The sequence below is a fragment of the Methylobacterium sp. Leaf118 genome, assembly GCF_920984675.1.
Classification (GTDB): domain Bacteria; phylum Pseudomonadota; class Alphaproteobacteria; order Rhizobiales; family Beijerinckiaceae; genus Methylobacterium.
Genome location: NZ_CAKLBV010000036.1, coordinates 16,766 through 35,588, shown reverse-complemented (window position 1 = coordinate 35,588; position 18,823 = coordinate 16,766). Strand labels below are relative to the sequence as shown.

The following is an 18,823-nucleotide window of genomic DNA, read 5'->3' as shown; positions in this document are numbered from 1 at the left end:
GAATCAGGGCGCAGGGAAGATCATCTCGACGAGCGTGCCTTCGTCCGGACGGCTGCTGATCCGGAAACGGCCCCGATTGGCCTCGACCAGCGCCTTGGTCAGGGTCAGCCCGAATCCGCCGCACTCGGCAGTCGAGCCGGCGCCCTCGCGGAACGGCTCGAGGGCGTTGCTGACCTCCTCAGGCGACATGCCGGGGCCCGTGTCGCGCACCCGCAAGGCGACCTCGTCGCGCTCCGCCAGCGTCGTCGAGACGATGACCTGCCCACCCGCTTCCGTGACCCGGATCGCGTTGCCGATCACCGTCAGGGTCGCCTGCCGGATCGAGCGCTCGTCCGCCTGGAGCACGGGCAGGTCGGGGGCGAGGCTGGTGCGCACCACGATCCGATCGCGGGCGGCCTGGGCCTGCATCGTGCCGATGCATTCGGAGACGAGGTCGTTCAGAGCGATCCGGGTGAAAGTCAGGGCGCTGCGCCCGGCCTGGATCTCGGCGAGATCGCGCAGGTCGTCGATCAGCCCGGCGATCCGCCCGCCCGACAGGCGGACCTCCCGAAGATAGGCCTCGAGCCGCTCGGCATCCGCGCGATCGAAGCGGTCGGACAGCATCATGTCGGTCAGCGACAGGATCGCGTTGAGCGGCGTGCGGATCTCGCGGCTGACGCGCGCGAGGGCGTTGGCCTTCCAGGGCGCCGCGGCGGCGCTGGCATCCTCGGGGGCCGGCGCCGGGGCCGCCGGCGCCGCAACCGGGAGAACCGCCGCGACCTCCTCGCGGATTTCCCGGAGGCTGGCACAATAGCCGGGCGAATCCTCGCCGAAGAGGCGGGCGATGCGCAGGCGCAGGGCGGCCGCCCCGGAACGCGCGGTGATGCCGAGCAACTCGCTCGCGCCCGACCGCTGCGAATCGCTGACGGCGGCTTCCAGAGCCGGCAGGCTCTCCGGCGCGAACAGGTCGGCGAAGCGACCGCCGACGATCTCCTTGGGATGGGCGTGCACGAGTTCGGCCGCGCTGGGATTGAGGCCGACCACCCGTCCCTCGCCGTCGAGGGTGACGACCCCCTCCTCCAGACTGTCCAGCACCTTTTCCGCGCGCAGCCTCGCGGCGTTCGGCGGGAGCGGCGGGGGAATCGTCTCCGGATCGCTCGCCCGGACGAGGCAGATTTCGGCGGGCGCGCCGTCCCAGTCGAGCCGGGCGTGATCGACCACCAGAGCGACCGTGTCCCCACCGGCCCGCGCGAAGGGCAGGGTCCGCCCCGGCGTGATCCCGCGCTCACCGGGCGACAGGCCCCGGAACAGGCGGGGCAAACCCGTCGCCGCGAGAGCCGCCGCGTCGCCGTAGCCGGTCAGAGCCAAGAAGGCGCGGCTCGCGAACAGGACCTCGCTCTCTCGGTAGACCAGCACGCCGACCGGCAGGCTCTCCAGGATTTCGAGCAGCGTTCCCCGAACCCGGGCTTCCGTCTCCGCCACCCGCCCCGGCGGGGTCGGAAAGGGCGTGACCGAGCCGCCCGGGGCGGGATCGGACCGGGGCGCGTCGGTCGCGGCCGAACTCTCGTCATGCGCGAAGCGCAGGCCGAGAACACGGGCGACCTCGCGGAAGGCGGCGTGCTCGCTGACGGAGAGCGCCTCGGCTTCCGCTACGGTGGACGCGGCCGGACTGTCCTCATGACGGACATCCGGCGTGTCCTCGAAGCTCTCGAGCGCGTCGCCGTCGGTGCCCGCCGGCGCATCCTCCCCGAGGGCCGGTCGCGGCTGGCGTTCTTTGACGATCGCGAACCCGCTGAACCCCGAGAAGTCTCGGGTCACCCGGCCCGACGGCGCTCCGGAGATATCGAGGGCATGGGCGAGAGTACGACCCTGCACGACCACGGGCAGGGCGCGAAACGTCTCGCGGGCCGTGAGCGCCGCGGCCAAGGCATCGCCCTCCACGATCCCGTCGGCCGTCAGCATCGCCCAGGATCGGCCGAGCAGCGCCTGTGCGAGATCCGGATGGGTCCGTGACACCTGCGTCACCACCCCATCGGCGTCGCTGCGCCAGACGAGGCGGATCGGGAGATCCGCGGGCTCCGCCTCCGCCTCCGCGGAGGCCGAAAGGAGAGAAGGAGCCGGGGACGCGGCGCTCGTCGATGCGTCCGCGTCCGCCTCGTCCGTCGGCGCGGGCGCGACGGCGGGTTCGGTCGGGCGCAGGGCGGGCAACGAGCCGAGCGGGGCGATCAGGAGTGCGCCGCGCTCGGCGTCGAGGGACACCCGCGCGAGCAGGGCGACCACGGGCGGGGCGACGCCGCGAGGATCCATCCGCAGACGGACCATGCGCGGGCGGCCCCCGATCATTCCGGTACGGCGGATCTGGTCGGGCAGGCGAAGGGAGGGCAGGAGCGTCCCGTCCGGGCTGGTGATGCCAGCCCCGAAGGCGGCCGCCGGGCCCGCGGCATGAAGAAGACGGCGCGCCTCGTCGTCGAGCACGAGGAGCGCGGCGCCCTCTCGGACGAGGTGCGCGGTCATCGGATCGATGCGCCACCGTTCGACGGCGGCGCGGACGAGCTCCTGATCCTCCGGAATGAGGCCTTGCACTGCGCGGTCCGACATCCGACCCCTGGTCAAGACTGCCCCTTCAACAACGCCCGAACGGCCGGACTTCGCGATCCTACGCACGGCGCCGCAATCGGAGGCCGATCGGAATCCCCGATCCGCGGACGGTCCCCCGCATGGCGGCTTGTGCAACTTAACGCGCCTCAGACATAGACATCGGAGCTTACCGACACACGTTTATCAACTGGAAACCTTAATCCGCATGCCGGGGCTGGCGAAAGCGCGGTCACCCTGCTATGTTGCAGTGCACAATGCGATTGGGTCCACAACCGAAGGAGATGGCAGTGAGCAACACCCCGAACTACGAGATCCCGACCGAAATGCGTGATTTCGCGGAGAAGAGCGTCGAGCAGGCCCGCAAGGCGTTCGACTCGTTCATCGGCGCCGCTCGCCGCACTGCCGACACGGTCCAGGGTTCCAGCGATCTGGCCCGCTCCAACGCCAACAGCCTGTCGTCGCGCGGCTTCGAGTTCGCCGAGCAGAACGTGAACGCGGCCTTCGACCTCGCGCAGAAGCTCGTCCGCTCGCGCGACGTCCAGGAGGCGATGCAGCACCAGGCCGAGTACGTCCGCTCGCAGTTCGCGGCGATCCAGGCCCAGGCCAAGGAGTTCGGTGGTCTGGCCCAGAGCGCCTTCCAGCAGAGCGCCGAGAACGCCAAGAGCGCGATCCAGCAGGGTGCCAACGAGGCCCGCTCGGCCTACGAGCAGGGCGTCGAGACCGCCCGTGAGAACGCCTCCGACGTCCAGAAGGCCGCCAACCACCAGTAAGTCCGGAGGGCACTGCGCCCGACCCGTTCTTCGACGGCTCGCGTCTCGGCGCGGGCCGTTTCTCGTTGGCGTCCCCGTCCGCCGTCTTTTCGCCGCCCGGCAGCGCCAGTGTCCCGCGCGAGACAGGCTCCCGCCCGCCCTGGGCCGGGGGCGACTCAGCGGAGTTACCGACACATGCGTCCTGTCCGTCGCCTGAGCCTCGCGGCCATGGCTCTTCTCGCGGCCGGCAGCCTCGCCCCCGCCCAGGCCCAGTACTACGACGATGGCTACGACCGTCCGCCGCCGCGCCGAATCTACCGTGAGCCGGGCTACGATCGTCCCCCGCCGCGGCCGATGGGTCTGAACTGCGACGCGGTCCAGTCGGGCATCAGCGGCGCCCAGCCCTATTCCTGCCCCCTGCCCGGCCCGCGTCCGCTCGGCGCGCGCTGCTTCTGCGACATGCCGGTCTCGTTCATGAACGGGCCACAGACCGCGGTCGGTCGCGTCGCGCCCTGAGGGCCCCCGCGAATCGGCGTCTCGTCCCGGAGACCGGCTCCGATACGAGGCGCCCGATCTCATCCGGCTCGCCTTCATCCGGGACGATTCGCTACGCCGCGTCTCCGGCGAGCCGCTGGGCCGCCCGCTCGGGCCCGATCAAGGGGAGCAGGCCTGCCAAGTCCGGCCCGTGATCGAGCCCGGTGAGGGCAAGGCGCAACGGCATGAACAGGGCGCGGCCCTTCGCGCCGGTGGCCGCCTTCACGGCCTCGGTCCAGGCCTTCCACGTGCCGGGACCGAACGGCGCGTTCGGCAGGAGCCGCGCGGCCTCGGCCACGAAGGCGGCATCCGTCACGACCGGCGTCACCGGTCCCGCTACGACGCGCCACCACGGGGCCGCCTCGCCGACCCGGCCGAGATTGGCCCGCACCGCGCCCCAGAACGCCTCGGCCGCGTCCTCCGCGATGCCGAGTCCGGCGAGGCGCTCGCGCACCTCTGGAAATGGCATCTCGTGGACGAGGCGGGCGTTGAGACCGTCGAGTTCGGCCGGATCGAATCGGGCCGGCGCCCGCGACAGGTGGGCGAGATCGACGAGCTCCGCCAGGGCCTCCAGGGAGGCGACCGGGCGAACCGATTCCGCCGAACCCGTCAGCACCGCGAGGGAACGCAGGGCGGCGGGCTCGTAGCCGGCGTCGCGCAGGCTGCGCAGCGAGAGGTGACCGAGGCGCTTGGAGAGGCCCTCCCCGTCCGCGGTGGTGAGCAGGTTGTGATGGCCGAACCGCGGCACGGCGGTGCCCAGAGCCTCGAACAGCTGCACCTGCACGCCCGTATTGGTGACGTGGTCCTCGCCGCGAATCACGTGGGTGATGCCGCTCTCGGCATCGTCCACGACGGAGGGGAGCGTGTAGAGGTAGCTGCCGTCGGCCCGCACCAGGACCGGATCGGACAGCGAAGCGCAATCGACGTGGCTCTCGCCCCGCACGAGGTCGTCCCAGGCGACCATGCGATGGTCGAGCTTGAACCGCCAATGCGGGTGCCGGCCCTCCGCCTCCAGTGCGGCGCGTTCGCCCGTCGTGAGGTCGAGCGCCGCCCGATCGTAGATCGGCGGCTGTCCGCGCCCGAGCTGGCGCTTGCGGCGGCGATCCAGTTCCTCCGGCGTCTCGTAGCAGGGGTAGAGCCGGCCGGCCGCCTTCAGCCGCTCGGCCGCGGCGTCGTAGAGCGCCGTGCGCTCGCTCTGGCGATAGAACAGGTCCGGCGCGACGCCGAGCCAGGCGAGATCGGCCCGAATCGCCTCGGCGAACGCTTCGGTCGAACGCTCCCGGTCGGTGTCGTCGAGGCGCAGCAGGAAGCGCCCGCCGTGGCGGCGCGCGAACAGGAGGTTCAAGAGCGCCGGGCGGGCGTTGCCGATATGCAGAAAGCCCGTCGGCGAGGGGGCGAAGCGAACGAGCGGAGAGGCGACCATGGCGCTCCTCTACCGACTTTTCCCGATGGCCGCACCCGCCTCCGGCGTCCGGCGGAGCGGGTTCACGCCCGCTCGCGATCTCGCCTCGACGGCGCGCCTCTGCGGTCCGCGACGCTTACGGGGCGGAGCCGGCCTGCGGCGCCGTCCGGTGCGCGGTGCCGAGAAACGGTGCGCGCAGGGCATTCGCCCAGGCCAGCCGGCCCCCATCGCCGTCCTCGACCACCACGGTCGCGGTAAGGCCCGCCACCAGTGTCACCTCCGGCGGCACATGCGCGAGACGGATGCGCACGGGCACGCGCTGGGCGAGGCGCACCCAGGTATAGACCGGATCGACGTTAGGAAGTCTCTGCGTGCTGGGCGCGGCGTTGGCGGTGGAGATGCCGAGGGTGATGCTCTCGACGGTGCCGTGAAGCGGCGTTCCGTAGCCCATCAGGGCGACCTCGACGGAGGCGCCGACCCGGATATGGGCCATCTTCGTCTCCTCGAAATAGCCATCGACCCAGAACGAATCCGTGTCGATCACCCGGGCGTTGGCGGTGCCGGTGGACGCATAGTCGCCCACGCGCAGCAGCAGGTTGGTGACGCGCCCGTTCACCGTCGAGCGCACCTGCGTCCGCTCTAGGTTCTTTCGCGCCTGGGCGAGCTGCGATTTCGCCGTCTCCAGGGCCGCTTCGGCGATCCGGGCGGTGCCGGCGAATTGCTGCTTTTCCTCGACCGAGGTCGAGACCGTGGAGAGCGCCGCGCGGCGCGCAGCCTGCGCCTGTTTCACCGCGAGGTCGGCCTCGCGAGTCGTGACCTCGGCCTCGGCCGCCGTGACCGCGACCTCGAAATCGAACGGGTCGATCACGTAGAGGATGTCCCCCACTTTCACCGCTTGGTTGTCGACAACCCTCAGCTCCTTGATGGAGCCCGCGACCTGGGGGGCGATGTTGGCGACCTGCACGCGCACCCGTCCGTCACGGGTCCAGGGGGCGGTCACGTAGAACTGCCAGACGAGGCTCGCCGCGAAGGCGGCGCCGATCAGGATGAGGGCGGTGGCGAGGAGGCGCAGCGCCTTGCCGACCCGAACGCGCCGCCCGGCGCGGGGGCGGTCCGCCATTCGCGTCCCGGAATCCGGCGCGCGCGGCGCGTCGGCGGGCGCGTCCTCCGCAGTCCGGTCCTCCTGCGACGAAGGGGCGTCACGGTTCACAGCAGCACCACGATCAGGGCGAGGACGCATACATAGAGGCCGGCCTCGGCGAGCGGCGGGTTCGCCACGAAGCGGGCGAAGCGGATGCGGCGGAACACGACCCTCAGGGCGAGGAGGATCGCGAAGGCGATCAGCGCGTCGAAGACGAAGCGCGAGACCAGGACGCCGCCGAGGGGAAGGTCGTGGGGCATCCTCAGGAACTCGGGAGGGACAGGCGCCGAAAGAATCGGCCGTGACGCTGGATCACTTGCGCGGCGGTCGCGAGATCGGTCGTCGCGCGGGCGAGCTTCAGGCGCACGTCGCGCGCCTCGCCGGGCGCGGCCCGGATCAGCGCCTGCGCGGCCCGCTCGAGGTCGGCCGAGCATCCGGTCACGAGCGCCTCGCGGGCCTGAGCGATCCGCGCGGTCAGGCCGCCGACGCGGCGGAGCTCGCGCAATTGCGCGTGGGCGCGGGCCGCCGCCGCCTCCAGTTGAGCGAGGGCGAAGGCGTGATGGAGGCTCGCCCGGCGCACGGCACCGTTTCCGGAATTCCAGGCCGAGAATTGGAACAGCCGGTCGGCATTCAGGCTGGTACGGGTGGTGGCGTCGCCCCCCCCCCCCGCCAGCGCCTCGGCGAGATCGCGCCGCGCCTCCTCCAGGGCGAAAGCCCGGTGGCGCGAGGACGCGATCGGCAGGACCAGCCGCACGGTCAGGAACAGGATCACCGCCGCGATCACGACGAGCAGCGCGTTCATCAGGAAGGCCTGCGGGTCATAGCTCTGCGGGTTTTCCGGCGCGAGCAGGACCGGCGTGAAGACGAGGGTGATGAACCCCACCGTGAAGGTCGGCGGATGGAGCGCGAGGAAGCAGGCGAGGAAGACCACCGGCGCCATCGCGATCGCCAGCAGGGGAAACCCCTGGTTGCCGTTGAGAACCGCGAACAGGATCGTCCCCGCGCACAGGGCGGCCAGCGGCATCCCGATCAGGACGCCGAGCGCGAACTTCCGAGGATCGGGCGTCACGGCGGACAGGGAGCAGGTCGCGGCCACCTGAACCAGGGCGAAGGAGGACTGCGGCAGGCCGGCCAGGATGAAGAAGCTGGCCGTCAGCCCGAAGGCGATGACGACCCGAAGCGCCGCGCGCAGGGCCACCTGGAAATCGCGATGGGTCGGCAGCGCAACATCGCGCAACGGCGCGTGCCCGTCGCCCAACGCCGCAAGACCATCGGCGGCGAAGGTCGCGGCGTTGGTCACGTCGAGGGCGCGCTGCAGCGCCATCACCGCGTCCACGGAGCAGGTCGGCGCGCGCAGACTCGCATCGATCAGGTCGCGCAGGCGTGCGCCGTCGCGGGCGAGCGCTTCCGCCGAGCCGTCCGTCGCGACGGCGCGCAGGGCGATGCCGTGGGCCTCCTGCACGACCCGGTCCGTTCGCTCGACCCGCGCCATGGCGGCGGACAGCGCGCGGCTCGCGGCCGTCAGCACGTAGAGCGCGGCGATGGCGCTGCGCGCTCCCGCCGCCCGGTTGACGCCGTCGTCGAGTTCCCCCGCGATGGCATTCGCGTCGGCCCGCATCGGGGCGATGCGTCCGATCAGGGCCGCGCTGCGCTCCGGACCGGGATCTCCCGTCTCCAGGGCCTCCCGGGCGAACGCCTTCACCTGCGCGACCGCATCGGCGAGGCGGGGGCGCAGGGCCTGCCACGTGGTCGGCGAGGCGAGCGCGTCGTTGATGAAGGTGATCGCCACGATCGCGACCGCGATGGCCGCGACGCGCCCGATCGCGGCCTCGAAAGCCGTCTGCGGCGCGTCGATATGGGCAATGGCGATGATCGCCACGGTGAAGCCGGCCAGCATCGCGCCGTAGGCGCGGGTGTCCTGAAGGAACTGCGCGGCGAAGACGCAGAGACCGAGCCAGACCGCGAAGCCGACGAGGAGAAGCACCCGGTCCTGCGCGAACAGGGCCAGGAGTGCGATCGCCACGATGCCGCCGACCAGCGTCCCGAAGAACCGGTAGAACGCCTTCGAGAGCGCCTGCCCCCGCTTGGGCTGGGCCAGGATCGCGACACCCACCGCCGCCGAGGAGGCACTGTCGAGCTGGAGCCAGAAGGCGGCGGCGAGCGCCAGCATCATGGCGATCCAGATCCGCAGGGCGAAGGCCCAGGCGGAGGGCGGTGGGACCCAGCGGTCGGCGGCGTCGACGAACCGCTCGCCCCATCGGGCGGATCCGGTCACAACGGCGCCGAGGCCGGCGTCAGGCCTTCTGTTCCTTCAGGCGCTTCACGCACTTGCTGTAATATTGCGGCCATTTCGGCCCCTGGGCGGACTTCTCGGCCGCCGGGAGTGCGCGCCACTCGGCGCCGCACTTCTTCTGCCGATCCCGCGCCGCCGATTGTCCGGCACTCGGCTCCTTCGCCTCCTTTGCGGTCGGTGCGGCGTCCCGCGCAGCGGCGGCCTGGGCGAGGAGAAGCGGCGCGGCGAAGAGGGCCGCGGCGAAGAGACGGGTGAGCATCGGACAACTCCGGTCGGCGGGCCCGGCGACCCCGCCGTCCGCGCGGGCGGCATCAAGGCCGCATCCGAGGACAAAGCGCAAGCGCCGCTTACAACTTACGCATAGCAATCGCCCGCGCCGGCCCCCGCCCCCTGGCGAACGAAGCCGAGGGCGCGACCCTCGAAGCGCGGCCGACATCTTGAGCCCTCACACGGATCCGCGCTACCTCCATGGCACGGGCCGGTCGCCCGGGTCAGTCCGGGATGCAGCATGGCGGTCGCGACGGCACAGCCGATCGAGGTTCACACCTGGAGCACGCCGAACGGCTGGAAGATCCCGATCATGCTGGAGGAGTGCGGCCTCCCCTATCGGGTCGTGCCGGTCAACATCGGCAAGGGCGAGCAATTGGCGCCCGACTTCCTGACGATCTCCCCCAACAACAAGATTCCGGCGATCGTTGATCCCGACGGGCCCGGTGGCGCCCCGATCTCGGTCTTCGAGTCCGGGGCGATCCTGCAATATCTCGGCCGCAAGACCGGTTGCTTCTATCCCGCCGACGAACGCGCCCGCACGGCGGTCGACCAATGGCTGTTCTGGCAGGTCGGGGGGCTCGGCCCGATGCTGGGGCAGGCGCACCATTTCCGCATCTACGCGCAGGAGAAGATCCCGTACGCCATCGACCGCTACACCGAGGAGGCGAAGCGCCTCTACGGCGTCCTCGACCGGTGGCTGTCCGACCACGAATACCTCGCGGACACCTATTCCATCGCAGACATCGCCTGCCTGCCCTGGGCCAAGTTCCACGAGAAACAGGGCGTGGTGATCGGCGACCGTCCCCATGTCCACCGCTGGCTCGAGACGCTGCTCGCCCGCCCCGCCGTGCAGCGGGGATTCGCGGCGATCTGAAGCGGAGGTCAGCCCCGTCCCACCGAACGCGGCGGAGGATGTTTCCCGGATGAGGGCCTCCGGGAGAACCGCGTCACAAATCGCGCCCGGCGTCGCCCGACGCCACCGACCGGCGATTGCCGCACCGCACCATTGATGCAATGGCGGTCGCTCATCGACGACAGGCGCAAGGCGACACCATGCCGGGCACGGACAGCTTCACGCTCCAGGATCAGGTCAACATCGTTCTGGCCGAGAACATCGCCCCGTCGGCGGTGGAGGTTCTGGCGCGGGCCGGCATCCGCGACGTGCGCCGCCTGCCGCGCGCCGTGGGATCGGCCGATGCCGAGGCGCTCGCCGGCGTTCACGTTCTCGGGATTCGCTCGCGCACCCGGGTCACGATCGGCCTGCTCGACGCCGCCCCCGCCCTCGTGGCGGTCGGCTGTTTCAGCGTCGGCACCAATCAGGTGGATCTCGAAGCGGCCCGCGCCCGCGGCATCCCGGTCTTCAACGCGCCGTTCTCCAACACCCGCAGCGTGGCCGAACTGACCATCGGCGAGATCGTGATGCTGCTGCGCCGCATCACGCCGCGTTCCGAGGCGGCCCATGCCGGCGGCTGGGACAAATCGGCAGACAGCGCGTTCGAGGTGCGCGGGAAGACGCTGGGCATCGTCGGCTACGGCAATATCGGCGCGCAGCTCTCGAACCTCGCCGAGGCGATGGGCATGCGGGTGATCTTCTTCGATCTCACCGACCGGCTGCGCCACGGCAATACCGAGCCGTCCGAGAGCCTCGACGCCCTGCTCGCTGCCAGCGACGTCGTGAGTCTTCATGTGCCGGAGACGTCGCTCACCCATGGCCTCATGAGCGCCGAGCGAATCGGCCGGATGAAGCCGGGCGCCTATCTGATCAACAACAGCCGGGGCACCGTGGTCGATCTCGACGCGCTGGCCCTCGCGCTCAAGGAAGGCCGCTTGCGGGGCGCGGCGGTCGATGTGTTCCCCGTCGAGCCGCGCTCCAACGACGAGCGCTTCGTCTCCCCCCTCCAGGGCATCCCGAACGTGATCCTCACGCCGCATATCGGCGGCTCGACCGAGGAGGCGCAGGATCGGATCGGCTCCGAGGTCGCGCGCAAGCTGGTCGATTATGTCGAGACCGGCTCGACGCTGGGCGCCGTGAACTTTCCCCAGGTCCAGATCCCGCCGCGTCAAGGCGGCGTCCGCTTCCTGCACGTGCACCGGAACGTCCCCGGCGTGCTCGGCCGCGTCAACCAAGCGCTCGCCCGGCGCGGCGTCAACATCGACTCCCAGTACCTTCAGACCGAGGGCGAGTTGGGCTACGTGGTGGTGGAGGCCGATGCCGACCCCGCCGACCGTGCCGGCATCCTCGCCGAGCTGAACGCCATCGAGGGCACGGTGCGCACCCGCTTGATCCAGGCCCGGATCACCTGAGGAGCCGAGTCTTCACCATGAGCGCGACCGGCCTGCCGTCCGACCTCTTCGCCCGTCTCGACGCCACGTTGGGACCGGGCGGGCTCCTGACGGACGAGGCCGATTGCGCGGCCTTCGCGATCGACTGGCGCCGCCTGTTCCCCGGCCGGCCCGCCGCGGTGGTGCGGCCGTCGCGCACGGAGCAGGTCGCGGCCGTGGTCGGCCTGTGCCGCGAGGCCGGCATCGCCCTGGTGCCGCAGGGGGGTCATACCGGGCTTGCGGGCGGGGCGACGCCCGACGCGTCGGGGCGCCAGATCGTGCTCTCGCTGGCCCGGATGAACGCCGTCCGCGCGGTCGATCCGGTCGGCCTCACTCTGGCGGTCGAGGCGGGCTGCGTGGTGCAGGCGGCCCAGGCGGCGGCGGAGGCCGCCGGCCGGCTGTTCCCGGTGAGCTACGCGGCGGAGGGCTCCGCGATGATCGGGGGCATGATCGCCACCAATGCCGGCGGCATCAACGTGCTGCGCTACGGCATGACCCGAAACCTCGTGCTCGGCCTCGAAGTCGTGCTCGCGGACGGCAGCGTCGTCGACGGGATGCGCGCGCTCCGCAAGGACAATGCCGGCTACGACTGGAAGCAGCTCTTCATCGGCAGCGAGGGCACCCTCGGCATCGTCACCGCGGCGGTGCTGCGTCTCGTGCCCCGGCCGCGCTTCACCGAGACCGCGCTTCTGGCCGTGCCCGACCCTGAGGCGGCTTTGCGGGTGCTCGCCACCGCGCAGGACGGCCTCGGCGACACGATCCAGGCCTTCGAGCTGATCTCACGCTGCTCCTTCGATCTGCTTGAGCGCCATGCCGGGATGACGAGCCCGCTGCCCCCCTCGCCCTGGTGCGTCCTGCTCGAGGCGGGCTCGAGCCTGTCGGGCCTGCGCGACGCGGTCGAGGGCACCCTCGGCGGGTCCCTGGAGCGCGGGGACGCCCTGGACGGCGTACTCGCGGAATCGAAGGGGCAGGCCGCGGGCCTCTGGGGCCTGCGCGAGCGCATCACCGAGTGCGAAGCCCACCAGGGGCGATCGGTGAAGCACGACGTCTCGGTGCCGATCCCGGCGATTCCCGCCTTCCTGGAGGCCGCCGACCGGGCGCTGGCCGAGGACGCGCCCGGCACCGTCCCGAACGTGTTCGGCCACATGGGAGACGGCAACCTGCACTACAATGTCCTGATCGGACCCGAGCACGACAGCCCCACCATCAACCGGATCGTCCACGATGTGGTCGATCACTTCGCCGGAAGCATCTCCGCCGAGCATGGAATCGGGCAATACCGCGTCGACGAGCTCGCCCGGCGCCGCCGTCCGGAGGAGATGGCTCTGGCCCGTCGCCTCAAGCACGCCCTCGACCCGGACGGGCTCCTCAACCCGGGCAAGGTGTTGCGGGCGTAATCCGGACCGTCGCGCGAGAAGTCGCCGGTGGCCTGGAGCGATCGTCGTTCGGCACTTGAGGGTGTGCGGACGGGGCGGTCGCACGCGCTCGCCGTGATGTTCCCTCCCGCAAGTCAGGACGCTGCGGACGACTCGGCCGCAAGGTCTTGACCGGATTCGTCACGGCCTCCCCTTTCGTGCTAATCGTCTCGGTAACAGGCAGATCCTCGGGCACGGCATCCGGCCGCGTGCTCACCCTTCCGATGGATTGTGGCCGAACGGACCGTCCGTTCCGGCCCCGAGGGGTTGGATCAAACTTGAAAGTTTCCTTTGCGATGAGTGACGACACAGACGCCAAAACCCGCGCGGCGGATCGCGCGGAGCGGGCCGAGCGGATGGCCCGCGAGGGTCAGCAGGCCATGGCGGAGCATCTCGCGGCGGTCAAAGCGGTCGATGAGCGGACGGTGCGGCTGAAGGCCCTGCGCTTGGCGAAGGAAGCCGAAGAGGCCGCCGTCCGGGCCGCCGCGCCGCCGCCCGCCCCCAAGCGCAGCCGCAAGAAGGCGGCGGTCTGACCGTCATGGCGATCGACCACCGCAGCCGCCGTTCCAGCGATCCGCGTCAGACGGCCGAGGCCGCCTTCCGCGCCGTGACCCGGAAGACCCCCGAAGCAGCGCCCGCCGCGCCGGCCCCCGCCGCCATCCCCGGTGCGCGGGAAACGGTGTCGCTGCGGATCGACAAGGCCGTTCTGGAGCATTTCCAGAAGGACGGTCCCGGCTGGCATGACCGGATCAACGCGGCGCTGAAGGCCGCGGCGGGTCTCTGAACCGCGCGGCGACGGCGATCGGTTCGCCGTCGCCATCCCGAGACGCCGCGGAAGCGGGGCGGTCGCATTGCGCTCGGTTCCGTCACCCTTCGCGACGCCGCCCGGTGGTCACCGGCTCCTGGCGTCAGGCGCCGAGGGCGCGTTCCAGTTCACCCTTCGTCATCTTCGAGCGGCCGGCGATGTCGCGCTTTCTCGCCCGCTCCATCAGCTCCGCCTTGGTGTCCCCTCCGGAGGCGTTCGCGGTCTTGCCGGTCTTGCGTGCCGAAGCCGCTTTCTTGGCCACGTCGGCCGGCTGCTTCGAGTGCTGCTTGCCCTGGGCAGAATCGGCCCGCTTCTTCGCGGTGGAGCGGCGATACTCGGATGCCGTGAGCGTCTCACGAGCCTTCTCGGGCAGGTAGCGCTCGCCGGTCTTGCCGCTCGCCTCGCCCGACTTCGTACCCCACTGCTCGTCGGTCCATTGCTTGAGGCTGTTGTCGTCGGACTTGCGGCCCTCGTATCGGCCGCCCTCCTTCTTGTACTCGGTGGTCGCCATCTGCGCCTTGCGGGCCGACCATTGGCCCGGCTTGCCGCCTTTCGACGAGTTCGTGACCTCGTCCTTGACCTTCTCCCAAAGCTTAGGATCGGTCTTCTTCGCGCGCTCCGCCATCATCCACTCCGCGACCCGGTCGATCGACATTCGCCTGTCAACAGGAGGCCGCAGGGTGAGTTCCGGGCCGCGCCCGCGCGCTCCACAGGAGGCGGCGCGCGTCGTGCCGGAGGCCATGAGCGTTGACAGGGCCGGACGAAGCTTCCACCTGCGCGCCAGCAACGAGGCGGCCGCACCCGGCCGAGCGAGGATCACGATGCCAGAGGCCACCGCCCCCAAGGTGTTCATCGACGGCGAGGCCGGCACGACCGGACTCGGCATCCGCGAACGCCTGGAGCACGAGGGCCGCGTCGAGCTCGTCAGCATTCCGCACGAGAGGCGCAAGGACCCCGCCGCCAAGCGGGCCATCCTCGAGCAGGTCGACCTCGTGGTTTTGTGCCTGCCCGACGACGCCTCGCGCGAAACGGCCGCGCTCGCCGATTCCCTCCCCGGCGGCGGCCCCCGGCTTCTCGATGCCAGCACCGCCCACCGGGTCGCCCCGGGCTGGACCTACGGCTTCGCCGAACTGACGCCCGGACAGGCCGACGCCATCCGCGCCTCGCGGCGGGTCGCCAATCCGGGCTGCTACCCGACCGGCGGCATCGCGCTGCTGCGCCCATTGGTCGAGCGGGGCCTGATCGCCCCTGACCATCCGATCAGCGTCAACGCCGTGAGCGGCTATAGCGGCGGCGGCAAGAGCATGATCGAGGCCTACGAGGCGGGACAGGCTCCGGCCTTCGAGCTGTACGGCCTCGGCTTCGCGCACAAGCATGTGCCGGAGCTTCAGACCTATAGCGGGCTGACCCGTCGGCCGATCTTCATCCCGTCCGTCGGCAATTTCCGTCAGGGCATGCTCGTGAGCATTCCGCTCCACCTCGACACGCTGCCCGGCCTGCCCACCGCCGGCGACCTCGAAGCGGCCCTCGCCGAGGCTTATGCCGGCGCGGCGCAAGTGCGGCTCGTCCCCGGCGCCGAGGCCGGCGCCCATCGCGAGCGGATCGAGCCGGAGGCCCTCAACGATACCGACGGACTGGAGCTGCGGGTGTTCGGCTCGGACGACCACCGCCAAGCCGTGCTGGTCGCTCGCCTCGACAATCTCGGCAAGGGCGCCTCGGGCGCGGCGGTGCAGAATCTCGTTCTCATGCTCGGGCTGGATTGAGCCCCGCGCGCGCGGCCCTCAAACGCTACGGTCGCCCCTAGGGGGCGATCCACCGGCGGACGTGGGGCCATGTTCCGGCCCGTTTCCGGTGAGCGCTTTGCCCGATTGGTGATGTGGTGCGGACGGCGGGACTCGAACCCGCATAGCCGTGGGGCCGCAAGATTTTAAGTCTCGTGCGTCTACCGATTCCGCCACGTCCGCATGAGGCGCGTTCGGGAGATGTCTCGCGTCGCCTCCCCTGCTGGATGAGGCGGCGGCGGTCGGATCTCCGGGGTGCGCCTGGCGCCAGCGGTAGCGGGGCGGCGGGGGCAGATCAAGCCGGTGGCGTCCAGCCGTAGAGCCACGCATAACGCGCGCTCATGCCCTCGGGGCCGAGCCGGGCCATGACGGTGTTGCGGGCAAAGCCGACCAGGCGGCCGGCATGGTAGAAGCGCCCGTTGCCGCGGGCGGCCCGCTGGACGGCCCTCACGCGGGTGGCGCGCTCCGCCGCATAGGCCGCGAGCGCGGTCGGAACGTCGGGCGCAGCCGAGAGCTGCGCGGTCAGCACGGCCGCATCCTCGATGGCGAGCGCCGCGCCCTGGGCCAGGAAGGGCAGGACCGGATGGGCGGCGTCGCCGAGGAGGGCGAGGCGCCCGCGTGCCATCGGCCGCACCGCCGGACGATCCACGAGGGACCAGACCACCCAGGCGTCCGGCGTCCGCAGCAATTCGGCCAGCGCGGGCGCTGCATCGGGGAAGTGATCGCGCAGGGCCGCAGGATCGCCGATCCGGCCCCAATCCTCGTCGCCCTCACGCTCGGGCGCGATGGCGACGACGTTGAGTCGCCGTCCCCCACCCACGGGATAATGGACCACGTGGCGCCGGGGCCCGAGCCAGAGCCCGGTCTCCTCGCCCTGGAATGCCTCCGGTGCAGCCTCCCGCGGGATCAGGGCGCGCCACGCCGCCTGCCGGTGCTGGCGCAGGGGGCGCTTGTCGAAGCGGCTCCGCAAGCCCGAGCGGACCCCGTCGGCACCGATCACGCAATCGACCCGCAGGGTCTCGCGGCGCCCTCCATCGACGCCCGACACGGACAGGGTGACGCCGCCCGCATCCTCGGTCAGATCGGCCACCGTGCGCCCGATGCCGAGCCGGATACCCGAGCGACCGCGCACGGCATCGAGGAGCAGCGTCTGCAGGTCAGCGCGGTGGATGACGTAGTAGGGCGCGGCGTGCCGCTCGCGCAGGCTCGCCCCGAGGCGAATCCCGCCGATCACCCGGCCGGTGGCCAGGGCGCGGACGGTGACGCCCGGCGGCTCGTCGGCCGCCCGACGGAGCGCCGCGCCGAGACCGAGCCGGATCAGCACGCCGCTGGCATTCGGGGAGAGTTGGAGGCCCGCGCCCACCTCCGAGAAGCCGGTGCGGCGCTCGATCAGGGTGACGGCGTGGCCCGCGCCCGCCAGGGAGAGGGCGGCGGTGAGCCCACCGATGCCCGCGCCGACGATGGCGATGGAGAGCGGCGCCACGGCCGGCTCAGGCCGCCTTCGTGGCTCCGCCGACGGTGTCCGTCCAGACGCAGGCTTCCGGCTTCGCGGCGCCGGCCTTCAGCTCGGGATCGTGGCGGAACAGGGTCGAGCAGTACTGGCAGATGATCTCGCTGTCCGCGCCCATGTCGAGGAACACGTGCGGATGGTCGAAGGGCGGCAGGGCGCCGATGCACATGAACTCCTTGGAGCCCACCGAGACCACCCGCATGCCGGGCTGGTTGTGATAATGGGGAACCGCCTTGTCAGCCATCGCACGTCCCTGAGCCGGAGCCTTCGTCTAGCGCGTTCGACGCCGTAATCCTAGCCGGGCCCTCGGGACCGGAGCGGCGGGTTGGCGAGAGGCCCGCCGCGGCGTAAGACGGAACGATCCGCCGCCTCCGAACTGCACAGCGCCCGACATCCATGAGCCGAGACGAGCAAGCCGTGGCCGAGGGCGGCCGTCGCGCCCCGGAGCCGCCGATCCACGGGCCCGAGGGATTCGAGGGCATGCGCCGGGCCGGCCGCCTGACCGCCGAGGCCCTCGACCTGCTGGTCGAGGCGGCCCAGCCCGGGGTGACGACGGAACATCTCGACCAACTCGCCTTCGAGTTCGGGATGGACCACGGGGCCTATCCGGCCTCGCTGTTCTACCGCGGCTACCGCAAGTCGATCTGCACCTCGATCAACCACGTCGTCTGCCACGGCATCCCCAACGACAAGCCCCTGCGCGAGGGCGACATCGTCAACCTCGACATCTGCCTGATCCTCGACGGTTGGCACGGGGATTCGAGCCGCATGGCCTATATCGGCGAAGTGCCGCGCAAGGCGCAGCGCCTGTGCGAGATCACCTACGAGGCGCTGATGCGCGGCATCCGGGCGGTGAAGCCCGGCGGCTCGACCAACGACATCGGCCGCGCGATCCAGACCTTCGCGGAAGCCGAGCGCTGCTCGGTGGTGCGGGATTTCTGCGGCCACGGCCTCGGGCGCCTCTACCACGACGCACCGACGATCCTGCACTACGTCGAGGCGAGCTACGACGTGCCGCTCAAGCCCGGCCAGTTCTTCACCGTCGAGCCGATGATCAATCTCGGTCGCCCGGACGTGAAGGTCCTCTCCGACGGCTGGACCGCGGTGACCCGCGATCGCTCCCTCTCGGCGCAGTTCGAGCACACGGTGGCGGTGACGGAAGACGGCTACGAGATCTTCACCCTCTCGCCCAAGGGACTCGACCAGCCGAAGCCGCAGGGTTGACGCGCCGGGCGACGCGGGACTGCCGCCGATGGCCCCCCGGCCCCTCGATCCCCCCGGCCTGCCGGGTCTCGCCGAGGCCCCATCCGCGGAAGCGCCGCACTATCACGGCCATCGCGAGCGCCTGCGTGCCCGCTTCGCGGAGCACGGCGCCGAGGCGCTGCCCGACTACGAACTCCTCGAACTCGCCTTGTTCCGGGCGATTCCCCGGCGGGACGTGAAGCCGCTCGCCAAGGCGCTGATTCGACGCTTCGGCTCCTTTGCCGAGGTTCTCAGCGCCGAGCCCGCCCGGCTCGCCGAGGTCGAGGGCGTCAGCGCGGGTGTCATCTCCGACCTGAAGCTGATGGAGGCCGCGGGACGGCGGCTCGCCAAGGGTGCCATCGCGGCCCGGCCGCTCCTCGCCTCATGGGCGGCGCTGCTCGAATACCTGCGCGCCACCATGGCCTTTTCGGCCCGCGAAGAGTTCCGCGTGCTCTTCCTCGACCGGCGCAATCACCTCATCGCCGACGAGGTGCAGGGCCGCGGCACCGTCGATCACACGCCGGTCTATCCCCGGGAGGTCGCGCGCCGGGCGCTCGAACTCTCCTCGACCGCGATCATCCTGGCCCACAACCACCCATCCGGCGACCCGACGCCCTCGGGCACCGACATCCGCATGACCCGCGAGATCGTCACGGTGCTCGATCCGCTGGGTATCGTGGTGCACGACCACGTGATTCTGGGCCGCGACGGACATGCGAGCCTCAAGGGGTTGAAGCTGATCGGGTGAGCGGTGCTCCTGTGGGCGCCCGTGGGGCAGCGCC

General features: G+C 71.2%; 19 protein-coding genes and 1 tRNA gene. 10 read left to right on the top strand and 10 right to left on the bottom strand.

Annotated elements, in window-relative coordinates; translation table 11 throughout:
- Positions 1 to 3: 3 nt before the first annotated feature.
- Positions 4 to 2,577, bottom strand: a complete 2,574-nt coding sequence (locus tag LW587_RS15410) for a sensor histidine kinase (RefSeq protein ID WP_232630470.1) — start codon at positions 2,575 to 2,577, stop codon at positions 4 to 6.
- A 287-nt stretch (positions 2,578 to 2,864) separates the two neighbouring features.
- Here LW587_RS15410 and LW587_RS15405 point away from each other — a divergent pair, with 287 nt between their 5' ends.
- Together LW587_RS15405 and LW587_RS15400 are read left to right on the top strand one after the other, a co-directional pair.
- The gene (locus LW587_RS15405) at positions 2,865 to 3,347 is read left to right on the top strand and encodes a phasin (protein WP_232630469.1); all 483 of its coding nucleotides are present in this window, start codon (positions 2,865 to 2,867) and stop codon (positions 3,345 to 3,347) included.
- Positions 3,348 to 3,521: 174 nt separating this feature from the next.
- Positions 3,522 to 3,842: a hypothetical protein gene (locus LW587_RS15400; RefSeq protein ID WP_232630468.1), complete on the top strand. Its 321-nt coding sequence runs from the start codon at positions 3,522 to 3,524 to the stop codon at positions 3,840 to 3,842.
- A gap of 91 nt (positions 3,843 to 3,933) precedes the next feature.
- Here LW587_RS15400 and gltX read toward each other — a convergent pair whose 3' ends face one another.
- From gltX to LW587_RS15375, 5 genes are all read right to left on the bottom strand, one after another.
- A complete protein-coding gene (gene gltX, locus LW587_RS15395; protein ID WP_232630467.1) occupies positions 3,934 to 5,283 on the bottom strand; it encodes a glutamate--tRNA ligase in 1,350 nt (449 codons plus the stop codon).
- Between the two features lie 115 nt (positions 5,284 to 5,398).
- The gene (locus tag LW587_RS15390; protein WP_232630466.1) at positions 5,399 to 6,382 is read right to left on the bottom strand and encodes a biotin/lipoyl-binding protein; all 984 of its coding nucleotides are present in this window, start codon (positions 6,380 to 6,382) and stop codon (positions 5,399 to 5,401) included.
- Between the two features lie 86 nt (positions 6,383 to 6,468).
- Positions 6,469 to 6,663, bottom strand: coding sequence for a DUF1656 domain-containing protein (locus tag LW587_RS15385; protein WP_232630465.1), 195 nt, complete (start codon positions 6,661 to 6,663; stop codon positions 6,469 to 6,471).
- Between the two features lie 2 nt (positions 6,664 to 6,665).
- Positions 6,666 to 8,678, bottom strand: coding sequence for an FUSC family protein (locus tag LW587_RS15380; protein WP_269780339.1), 2,013 nt, complete (start codon positions 8,676 to 8,678; stop codon positions 6,666 to 6,668).
- A gap of 19 nt (positions 8,679 to 8,697) precedes the next feature.
- On the bottom strand, positions 8,698 to 8,955 hold the full coding sequence (locus LW587_RS15375; RefSeq protein WP_232630464.1) for a hypothetical protein: 258 nt from the start codon (positions 8,953 to 8,955) through the stop codon (positions 8,698 to 8,700).
- Positions 8,956 to 9,204: 249 nt separating this feature from the next.
- On the opposite strand from LW587_RS15375, the gene LW587_RS15370 reads away from it, so the two are divergent.
- The 5 genes from LW587_RS15370 (at position 9,205) to LW587_RS15350 (ending at position 13,487) form a co-directional block, all read left to right on the top strand.
- The gene (locus tag LW587_RS15370; protein ID WP_232630463.1) at positions 9,205 to 9,840 is read left to right on the top strand and encodes a glutathione S-transferase N-terminal domain-containing protein; all 636 of its coding nucleotides are present in this window, start codon (positions 9,205 to 9,207) and stop codon (positions 9,838 to 9,840) included.
- A gap of 179 nt (positions 9,841 to 10,019) precedes the next feature.
- Positions 10,020 to 11,270, top strand: coding sequence for a phosphoglycerate dehydrogenase (gene serA, locus LW587_RS15365; protein ID WP_232630462.1), 1,251 nt, complete (start codon positions 10,020 to 10,022; stop codon positions 11,268 to 11,270).
- 17 nt (positions 11,271 to 11,287) lie between these two features.
- Positions 11,288 to 12,685, top strand: a complete 1,398-nt coding sequence (locus tag LW587_RS15360; RefSeq protein ID WP_232630461.1) for an FAD-binding oxidoreductase — start codon at positions 11,288 to 11,290, stop codon at positions 12,683 to 12,685.
- 314 nt (positions 12,686 to 12,999) lie between these two features.
- Complete coding sequence (locus LW587_RS15355) at positions 13,000 to 13,236, top strand: hypothetical protein (RefSeq protein ID WP_232630460.1); 237 nt, start codon at positions 13,000 to 13,002, stop codon at positions 13,234 to 13,236.
- Positions 13,237 to 13,241: 5 nt separating this feature from the next.
- On the top strand, positions 13,242 to 13,487 hold the full coding sequence (locus LW587_RS15350) for a BrnA antitoxin family protein (protein ID WP_232630459.1): 246 nt from the start codon (positions 13,242 to 13,244) through the stop codon (positions 13,485 to 13,487).
- 124 nt (positions 13,488 to 13,611) lie between these two features.
- Here the strand turns inward: LW587_RS15350 and LW587_RS15345 are convergent, their stop codons facing one another.
- Positions 13,612 to 14,133, bottom strand: a complete 522-nt coding sequence (locus tag LW587_RS15345; RefSeq protein WP_232630479.1) for a DUF5872 domain-containing protein — start codon at positions 14,131 to 14,133, stop codon at positions 13,612 to 13,614.
- A gap of 196 nt (positions 14,134 to 14,329) precedes the next feature.
- Here LW587_RS15345 and argC point away from each other — a divergent pair, with 196 nt between their 5' ends.
- On the top strand, positions 14,330 to 15,271 hold the full coding sequence (gene argC / locus LW587_RS15340; protein ID WP_232630458.1) for an N-acetyl-gamma-glutamyl-phosphate reductase: 942 nt from the start codon (positions 14,330 to 14,332) through the stop codon (positions 15,269 to 15,271).
- 114 nt (positions 15,272 to 15,385) lie between these two features.
- On the opposite strand, the gene LW587_RS15335 is transcribed toward argC, so the two are convergent.
- The 3 genes from LW587_RS15335 to LW587_RS15325 form a co-directional block, all read right to left on the bottom strand.
- Positions 15,386 to 15,472 (bottom strand) — tRNA-Leu (locus LW587_RS15335).
- Between the two features lie 112 nt (positions 15,473 to 15,584).
- Positions 15,585 to 16,772, bottom strand: coding sequence for an FAD-dependent monooxygenase (locus LW587_RS15330; protein ID WP_232630457.1), 1,188 nt, complete (start codon positions 16,770 to 16,772; stop codon positions 15,585 to 15,587).
- A 7-nt stretch (positions 16,773 to 16,779) separates the two neighbouring features.
- Positions 16,780 to 17,043, bottom strand: coding sequence for a zinc-finger domain-containing protein (locus tag LW587_RS15325; RefSeq protein ID WP_232630456.1), 264 nt, complete (start codon positions 17,041 to 17,043; stop codon positions 16,780 to 16,782).
- A 152-nt stretch (positions 17,044 to 17,195) separates the two neighbouring features.
- Between LW587_RS15325 and map the strand changes: the two genes are divergently transcribed.
- Together map and radC are read left to right on the top strand one after the other, a co-directional pair.
- Complete coding sequence (gene map / locus LW587_RS15320) at positions 17,196 to 18,023, top strand: type I methionyl aminopeptidase (protein WP_232630455.1); 828 nt, start codon at positions 17,196 to 17,198, stop codon at positions 18,021 to 18,023.
- Between the two features lie 28 nt (positions 18,024 to 18,051).
- Complete coding sequence (gene radC, locus LW587_RS15315) at positions 18,052 to 18,789, top strand: RadC family protein (protein ID WP_232630454.1); 738 nt, start codon at positions 18,052 to 18,054, stop codon at positions 18,787 to 18,789.
- Positions 18,790 to 18,823 lie beyond the last annotated feature (34 nt).

What these genes read in the sequence shown, in the direction of transcription:
- argC (WP_232630458.1), top strand. Translation starts at nt 14,330, where the DNA reads ATGCCAGAGGCCACCGCCCCCAAGGTGTTCATCGACGGCGAGGCCGGC.
- map (WP_232630455.1), top strand. Translation starts at nt 17,196, where the DNA reads ATGAGCCGAGACGAGCAAGCCGTGGCCGAGGGCGGCCGTCGCGCCCCG.
- LW587_RS15410 (WP_232630470.1), bottom strand. Translation starts at nt 2,577, where the DNA reads ATGTCGGACCGCGCAGTGCAAGGCCTCATTCCGGAGGATCAGGAGCTC.
- LW587_RS15345 (WP_232630479.1), bottom strand. Translation starts at nt 14,133, where the DNA reads ATGGCGGAGCGCGCGAAGAAGACCGATCCTAAGCTTTGGGAGAAGGTC.
- LW587_RS15375 (WP_232630464.1), bottom strand. Translation starts at nt 8,955, where the DNA reads ATGCTCACCCGTCTCTTCGCCGCGGCCCTCTTCGCCGCGCCGCTTCTC.
- LW587_RS15390 (WP_232630466.1), bottom strand. Translation starts at nt 6,382, where the DNA reads ATGGCGGACCGCCCCCGCGCCGGGCGGCGCGTTCGGGTCGGCAAGGCG.
- LW587_RS15385 (WP_232630465.1), bottom strand. Translation starts at nt 6,663, where the DNA reads ATGCCCCACGACCTTCCCCTCGGCGGCGTCCTGGTCTCGCGCTTCGTC.
- LW587_RS15400 (WP_232630468.1), top strand. Translation starts at nt 3,522, where the DNA reads ATGCGTCCTGTCCGTCGCCTGAGCCTCGCGGCCATGGCTCTTCTCGCG.
- LW587_RS15360 (WP_232630461.1), top strand. Translation starts at nt 11,288, where the DNA reads ATGAGCGCGACCGGCCTGCCGTCCGACCTCTTCGCCCGTCTCGACGCC.
- gltX (WP_232630467.1), bottom strand. Translation starts at nt 5,283, where the DNA reads ATGGTCGCCTCTCCGCTCGTTCGCTTCGCCCCCTCGCCGACGGGCTTT.
- LW587_RS15370 (WP_232630463.1), top strand. Translation starts at nt 9,205, where the DNA reads ATGGCGGTCGCGACGGCACAGCCGATCGAGGTTCACACCTGGAGCACG.
- serA (WP_232630462.1), top strand. Translation starts at nt 10,020, where the DNA reads ATGCCGGGCACGGACAGCTTCACGCTCCAGGATCAGGTCAACATCGTT.
- LW587_RS15350 (WP_232630459.1), top strand. Translation starts at nt 13,242, where the DNA reads ATGGCGATCGACCACCGCAGCCGCCGTTCCAGCGATCCGCGTCAGACG.
- radC (WP_232630454.1), top strand. Translation starts at nt 18,052, where the DNA reads ATGGCCCCCCGGCCCCTCGATCCCCCCGGCCTGCCGGGTCTCGCCGAG.
- LW587_RS15355 (WP_232630460.1), top strand. Translation starts at nt 13,000, where the DNA reads ATGAGTGACGACACAGACGCCAAAACCCGCGCGGCGGATCGCGCGGAG.
- LW587_RS15325 (WP_232630456.1), bottom strand. Translation starts at nt 17,043, where the DNA reads ATGGCTGACAAGGCGGTTCCCCATTATCACAACCAGCCCGGCATGCGG.